Genomic DNA, 7,474 nt, shown 5'->3' on the forward strand with positions numbered 1-7,474 from the left:
TCATCCTTCCAATTCCGCTTTCATTTCCAGGATCAGATCACGCAGTTCTGCTGCCCGTTCAAAGTTCAGATCCTTAGCCGCAGCTTTCATTTCTTTTTCCAGCTGCTTGATCAAGGCTTCCTTCTCTTTGCGCGACAGTTTCTCCACTTTGGGGGTTGGCTGGTACGCTGTCCTATCTTCAATCACTTTAGTCGCCTCAATGACATCGTAGACCGGCTTCACAATCGTTTTGGGGGTAATGCCGTGTTTTTTATTAAACGCTTCTTGGATTTGGCGGCGGCGCTGGGTCTCTTCAATAGCGACGCGCATCGACTCGGTGATTTGATCCGCATACATGATCACATGACCGTTGGCATTGCGGGCGGCACGGCCAATGGTCTGGATCAGGGAGCGTTCCGAACGGAGAAAACCTTCTTTGTCCGCATCCAGTATAGCCACGAGAGACACTTCCGGAATATCCAGCCCTTCCCTCAACAAATTAATGCCGACCAGCACGTCAAACACACCCAGGCGCAGTTCGCGGATAATGTGCATCCGCTCCAGCGTTTTAATCTCCGAGTGGAGATAGCGCACCTTGATACCGATCTCTTTCAGATAATCAGTTAAGTCTTCGGCCATCTTTTTGGTTAAGGTGGTGACCAGCACCCGCTCATTCTTTTTCACCCGGCCCTGAATCTCACCTAACAGGTCATCAATCTGGCCTTTGATGGGACGCACATCAATGGTGGGGTCCAGTAAGCCGGTGGGACGAATGATCTGCTCCACCACTTGGGGCGTCTGGGCCAGTTCATAGGGGCCGGGTGTGGCCGAGACATACAGCACCTGGTTAATATGCTGTTCAAACTCTTCAAAGCGCAAGGGACGGTTATCAGCCGCTGATGGTAAGCGGAAGCCGTGTTCAATCAGCACTTTTTTGCGGGCATGGTCGCCGTTGTACATCCCTCTGATCTGGGGAATGGTGACATGGGACTCGTCAATCACGATCAGAAAATCATCGGGGAAGTAGTCCAGCAAGGTGAACGGAGGCGCTCCAGCCGGTCGTCCGGTCAGGTGTCTGGAGTAGTTCTCAATACCGGAACAGAAGCCCATCTCAGCTAACATTTCCAGATCGTAACGAGTGCGTTGCTCCAGGCGCTGAGCTTCCAGTAATTTGCCCTGGTCCCTTAATTCCTCCAACCGCTCCTCCAGTTCAGCCTCGATGCTTTTGATCGCCCGTTTCATCTTCTCTTCACGGGTGACGAAGTGGGAGGCAGGGAAAATGGCCACATGCTGCCGCTCCCCGATCAGTTCCCCGGTCAAGACATCAATTTCAGTGATGCGGTCAATCTCATCGCCAAAAAATTCAACCCTGATGGCCTGTTCATCCCGTGAAGCAGGAAAAATTTCCACCACATCACCGCGCACCCGGAACGTCCCCCGGTGAAAATTGACATCGTTGCGTACATACTGAATATCGACCAGTTTGCGCAACACCTCGTCCCGGTCCTTTTCCATGCCTACACGGAGAGAAAGCACCAGATCCCGGTACTCCTCAGGAGAACCCAAACCGTAAATACAGGACACACTGGCCACAATAATCACATCCCGGCGTTCAAACAGGGCACTGGTGGCCGAGTGGCGCAGTTTATCAATTTCATCATTAATGCTGGCATCTTTTTCAATATAGGTATCGGTGTGAGGTATATATGCTTCAGGTTGATAATAATCATAATAACTGACAAAGTATTCTACAGCATTATGGGGGAAAAGCTCTTTCAATTCACTGTGCAACTGGGCAGCCAGCGTCTTGTTGTGGGCAATAACCAGCGTGGGCTTATTCACCTTGCTGATCACCTGCGCCACAGTAAATGTTTTCCCTGTTCCCGTTGCTCCCAGCAGTGTTTGATGTTTCTGGCCTGCTGCAATGCTTTCGACCAATTTGGCAATGGCCTGGGGCTGATCCCCTTGGGGCTCATACCTGGATACCAGTTGAAAACGGCCTTCCACTTGTCCCATCTCCTTTTTAAGCACTCACTCACGTTATTGTTAGCCGAACACTGTCTTCAATGCTAAAATTATAGCATACTTGACGGTCACGGTGACAATAATAAGCGAATATACGTTCCTTTTATCCTAGTTAACTTTTGAAAAAAATGAACTGTCATCAGGGTTATATATTTTTATCATCGTACAAATATGAGGGGTGACACCATGTCAGTGAACACATTAATCTTTGCCCATAGAGGAGCAAAGGGCACCCATCCTGAAAATACCATGATTGCTTTTCAAACGGCCGAGCAGCAAGGTGCAGACGGTATCGAGCTTGATGTTCAACTGAGCAAAGATGGTGTGCCTGTTGTTATTCATGATGAGACTGTGGACCGCACCACCAATGGCAGCGGCTGGGTCAAGGATATGACTTATCAAGAGCTGCAAACATTGGATGCAGGAAGCTGGTTTGATCCCTCCTTCACTGGACAACGCATACCCACATTGAATGAGGTGTTAGCATGGGTCCGGGATACGCCGTTACTGATTAATATTGAGTTAAAAAACGGCATTGTACCTTATCCCAATCTGGAGCAGATCGTCATTGATCTGGTTCACCGCTATCAACTGGAAAAGCGTGTTATCCTCTCTTCGTTCAATCATTACAGTTTGGTGGACATTCACAGATTGGCCCCCCATTTGGAAACGGCCATTTTATATATGGAAGGATTATATGAACCTTGGCATTACGCCAGGCGGATCGGGGCCAGCGCCCTCCACTGCTATTTGCCTGCCGCTGTACCGAAGATGATTGAAGAAGCTAAACGGGCGGGTATGCCTTTACGGCCTTTTACTGTGAATCGGGAGGAAGATATCAGCTCCTTGATGCAGGCCGGTTGTGCTGCCATTTTTACCGACTGGCCTGAAAGAGCCCGCAACATCCGCCAAACGTTGTCCCACTCTTAACTGGAAAATGCATGCTTTCAGCGCCATGATTGTTTCGACATTTCCCGGGAAAAACATCTCCTTTTCGTCCCTTTTACAGTTTCACAGATTACACAGACAACATATTGACAAAAATAGGGACTAGAAATGTAATGCAGGAGGTTCACATGAAAGCTATCGTCTATGATTTTTCTATCCCTAAATATGTGGCTGCGAAAGGATTGGGTAGATACATACCCTCTCTCTATTACGGAAAACCATCAGCCTTGAAACTGAAGGAAGTGGACACCCCCACCCTGCCCGGCCCACGGTGGATCAAAGTGAAGCCCATCCTGTCCGGCATTTGCGGCACTGACATGGGCGCTATTTTTTACAAATCTTCACCCTCTTTGACACCCTTTACATCGTTTCCGTCCATTCTGGGCCATGAGGTGGTTGGGATTGTCACCGCAACCGGTCCTGCAGTGACCCGTGTCAAACCAGGAGACCGTATCGCTATTGATCCCTTTATCTCCTGTGCAGTGCGGGGGATTGCCGAACCGTGTCCCGCCTGTCAAGCAGGGTTGCACTGTTTATGCCGCCATAGCGGCAGTTCTAATGGGCTCTCCCCAGGCATGATTATGGGCTTTTGCCGGGATTTGCCCGGCGCCTGGGCTGAAGCGTTTGTCGCTCATGAATCAATGGCCATCTCCGTGCCGGATGATCTGCCTGACCGGCTGGCTGTCCTGATTGAGCCACTTAGTGTGGGATTGCATGCTGTCCTACGCCGTCCACCGCAGGCAGGGGAACGGGTGCTGGTCATTGGGGGTGGCATGATGGCCTTTGCCGTGATCGCTGCCTTGCACCTCTTAGACATCCCATGCCAGATAACCCATTATTGCCGCAGAACTTTCCAAAAAAAAATGTCCCGCCAACTGGGGACAGACAAAGTTGTACAAAACAAAAAAGAGCTGGAAGAAGACCTGCTCACGATCCCGTCAACCGGCAAATATCAGCCCCTGATCGGGCCCAGTGTCTATACAGGCGGCTATGATGTGGTCTATGATTGTGTCGGTACCCGCCAAACATTGCATGACGCCGTTCATGTGGCCCGCGATCGGGGACAAATTGTCCTGGTTGGGGCAGCAGGAAAAATTCCTCCTCTAGATTGGACGTTTGTCTGGGCCAAGGAACTCTCTATCCACGGTTCACTGGGATATGGGAAAGAAAAGTGGCAGGGAGAAGAGCTGTCCACTCATGACCTGTTGATTCGTTTGCTGCTTCAGCATCCCGGCTATCCGCTGGAGGATCTCGTCACGCATGAATTCCCGCTGGAAGAGTATCAAGAGGCCATAAAAGCCAATGCAGACCGGGGGTCTTATCAATCGATTAAAACGGTGTTTAGGATCTAGGCTGGCACATTGTTCAAAACCGGTCACAACCCCGATCCATCAACCATCACTTGCGAGGGAAAGACTATCTTGCCCATGGGAACCCTTTTCTTGGCCCCGGTTGCTGAGGGAAGGTTATTGGCGTTGCCACACAGCAACTCATAACCCAAAACTGCAAACACAATTGCCTCCTTCGCATCACTGGGAAAGCCAAGCTTTTCAAACGGAAGAACATTAATTTTCAGCTTTTCACTGAGCATTCCAACAAGGGCTCTATTATGCCTTCCTCCACCACTAATATATATTTCATCCGTTTTCATTTTAGGATGTACAAACTGTTCAAGATTGGCTGTAATACCAGAGACCGTATAAGCTGTTATGGTGGCTACGATGTCTACATCTGATAATCCTCTCCGCTTTCCTTGTTCATACAATTTCCGGGCATAAGCAGTGTGATAGTATTCCCTTCCGGTACTTTTGGGAGGGGATTTTAACAGATAGGAATCTTGGGCGATGATGTCAGACAGCCACTTTTCATCAACATGTCCCTGCAAAGCGATTTGTCCGTCTAGATCAAAAGATTGCTGACCCTGCGTCGACAAATAAACCATTTGATCAATCAGTACATTGCCTGGGCCCGTATCAAAAGCGATAACATGTTCAGGTGCGGCGGCGGCCGGTATGCAAGTCACATTGCTGATTCCGCCAACATTTAACAACACCCGTCCATTCCTGTTATGTCTAAACAAAACGTAATCCACATAGGGCACCAATGGTGCCCCCTGCCCCCCTGCCGCCATATCATGCGGACGAAAATCGCCTATGGTCAGACATCCTGTTTCTTCAGCAATAACCGCCAATTCTCCTATTTGTAATGTAGCCCTGTTCCCGGGGGCATGATAAATGGTTTGCCCGTGAGAGCAAACCAGGTCAATATCATCCTGTCTCATTCCTGCTTGACGAATGGCGTGCAAGGCCGCTTGGGCCAACTTGTGACCCAACCAGACATTCATGGTGCAAATCCGGTCGACGGAAGACATTCCTGGCTGGCATAATCCTAACAGTTCCTCCCTCTCCCTTGGTGTGAAGGGTAAAGTCCAAAAATGAAGGAGGCGGACCTTAAGATCCTGATTAACCCCTTCAATTTCAACTACCGCAGCATCTATCCCATCCAAAGAAGTTCCGGACATCAAACCCACAACCCGTTTAACCTGTTTGTCCCTCACGCTCTGCAGCCACTTAATCACCCTTCTTCACCCTACCGTTCCAATTATCTTTGTGGCCCCTTTAGCATTGGCCAGCTTCAAGATAGATTTACATAATTGTTCCGAGGGAGGAAGATGAGGGAGCATTTCTTTCAATATGATTAATCCACCTGAGGTCGGTGAGAAAGCTTTGGCTGGTGACTTCATCTTATCACATCCTTTTGGTTTCACGGCTTACGGAGAAAACAATGTATTGGATGGAAGCGTGATGGGTAATCTGCCGCTGACACTTTCCAGCCCCAATAATGCTTGTGCTGTTAGCTTTAAGGCAGTTTCCGTGTACTCATAAGTGGCTATGTACACATCCACATCAGGCAGATAAGCCTGATCATAAGGGCTTTTCATCGCTACAACAATCATCTTTTTATTTAATTTCTTCAATTTTTGTATCAGCTTGGCCTGATCCGGTGATTGAGCCACGGAAAGGGTTCCTGCAATAAGTATCTCAAACCGATTTGCTCTTTGAATCAATTGATTAATTTTTTCTTCCGCCAAAGGATAGGCCACTTGCTCTATCTCTGCAGTGGGCACAAGCTGATGAAACTCATCAGCAAATACCCTGCAATCGTAGCGTTTATCTTCTACCAAGGTCTGGATATCTTGTTCCGGGTACAAGATTAACATCTTAGCCGAGGGATCTAATGGCAGCTGTTCTTGTCCTTTAACAATGGTAATGCCTTGGCGGTATACATCCATGGCTAACCTGCGATGCTCAGCACACCCCACAACAACGGACACATCAACAGGGGAAAAGGAGTCGTCTATACTCTGTTCCCACCTTAAATATTGCTCTTTTAACCGCTTAATCCGCCGGATAGACGCCCGAATCCTTTCTGCATCTATCTCCCCGTTATGAAGCGCCATGCGCAGCCGTTCCATTGCCTGCAATTGCAAAGCATAAGAATGAGAGATCATAATCAGATCAACTCCCGCTTGGAGTGCTAATAGCGAGCCTTCAACCGTTCCTACCGTATCGGCGATCGCTTTCATTTCCATACAATCAGTCGTTATCACACCATCAAAGTTTAGTTGTTGACGTAACAGCCCAGTAATAATCTCTTTAGAGAGAGTGGCCGGACACCCTTTTTCTTCCGCCAGTGCTGAAAAATATATATGGGCTGTCATCACAGTGTCTGCTCCCGCTGTAATACATGTTTGGAAAGGTTTCAACTCAACCGCTTCTAATCTCTCAAGAGGATACTCAATAACAGGACATTCCAAATGAGAGTCCACCTGCGTATCTCCGTGACCCGGAAAATGTTTTAAGGTCGTCATCACTCCAGCAGCCTGCATCCCTTGCATAGCCTGTAAGGCAAATTGACTAACTTGATCAGGGTTTTCACCGTAGGAGCGCACCCCGATGACCGGATTAAGGGGATTGTTATTGACATCAACAGTCGGAGCCAGGTTCCAGTTAATTCCTAGTGCCTGCAGTTCTTTGCCTGTGGCCAGTCCCACTTTAAAGGCATTGTCTGGATTTTGTGTGGCTCCCAACAGCATCGCACCTGGAAATAGAGTCGCTCCTTCCCCTAAACGCCGGACAATACCGTTTTCCTGATCAGTACAAATCAGCAAGGGATATTCATAACCAGCTGACTGGGCTTCTCTCTGCAAAGCAGTCGTCAAACGTTTGATTTCAACTGGAGTCCCTAAATTTCTGCTAAAAAGTATGAATCCTCCTACTCTGTGTTGATGTATAAGGGTTTTAACTTCTTCTGTCACTTCTTTTCCGGCAAAGCCACACACGAACAATTCCCCGGTCTGATTCAATAAATCTTTCATCGGTTTTATCCCCCTTGTATATTATGTTTTAGCCTTCATTTGAAGGTCTTGACTTCCCCCTTGTTTGTCGGAATCGATGTAGGCAGCGAAAGCAACGTGGTTTGCTGTCTGACCCGGGACGAGGAGAAACGGCCCCTCAGCCGG

Annotated in this window: 6 protein-coding genes; 2 read left to right on the forward strand and 4 right to left on the reverse strand. The window is 48.5% G+C overall.

Annotated features, from left to right (window positions below; all coding sequences use genetic code 11):
• Positions 1 to 1,986: an excinuclease ABC subunit UvrB gene (gene uvrB, locus J2S00_RS18185; RefSeq protein ID WP_307343250.1), complete on the reverse strand. Its 1,986-nt coding sequence runs from the start codon at positions 1,984 to 1,986 to the stop codon at positions 1 to 3.
• 204 nt (positions 1,987 to 2,190) lie between these two features.
• On the opposite strand from uvrB, the gene J2S00_RS18190 reads away from it, so the two are divergent.
• A complete protein-coding gene (locus J2S00_RS18190; protein WP_307343253.1) occupies positions 2,191 to 2,934 on the forward strand; it encodes a glycerophosphodiester phosphodiesterase in 744 nt (247 codons plus the stop codon).
• A 146-nt stretch (positions 2,935 to 3,080) separates the two neighbouring features.
• Positions 3,081 to 4,304 (forward strand): zinc-dependent alcohol dehydrogenase, encoded by a 1,224-nt coding sequence (locus J2S00_RS18195; protein WP_307343256.1) that lies wholly within the window; start codon positions 3,081 to 3,083, stop codon positions 4,302 to 4,304.
• Positions 4,305 to 4,327: 23 nt separating this feature from the next.
• On the opposite strand, the gene J2S00_RS18200 is transcribed toward J2S00_RS18195, so the two are convergent.
• Genes J2S00_RS18200 through nagZ form a run of 3 tightly spaced genes read right to left on the reverse strand, consistent with a single transcriptional unit; the run spans position 4,328 to position 7,330 of the window.
• Positions 4,328 to 5,530, reverse strand: coding sequence for an anhydro-N-acetylmuramic acid kinase (locus J2S00_RS18200; protein WP_307343259.1), 1,203 nt, complete (start codon positions 5,528 to 5,530; stop codon positions 4,328 to 4,330).
• A 6-nt stretch (positions 5,531 to 5,536) separates the two neighbouring features.
• Positions 5,537 to 5,695: a hypothetical protein gene (locus J2S00_RS18205; RefSeq protein WP_307343262.1), complete on the reverse strand. Its 159-nt coding sequence runs from the start codon at positions 5,693 to 5,695 to the stop codon at positions 5,537 to 5,539.
• Between the two features lie 27 nt (positions 5,696 to 5,722).
• A complete protein-coding gene (gene nagZ, locus J2S00_RS18210) occupies positions 5,723 to 7,330 on the reverse strand; it encodes a beta-N-acetylhexosaminidase (RefSeq protein ID WP_307343265.1) in 1,608 nt (535 codons plus the stop codon).
• Between the last annotated feature and the right edge of the window lie 144 nt (positions 7,331 to 7,474).

Origin of the sequence: Caldalkalibacillus uzonensis, from assembly GCF_030814135.1 — a bacterium.
Classification (GTDB): domain Bacteria; phylum Bacillota; class Bacilli; order Caldalkalibacillales; family Caldalkalibacillaceae; genus Caldalkalibacillus; species Caldalkalibacillus uzonensis.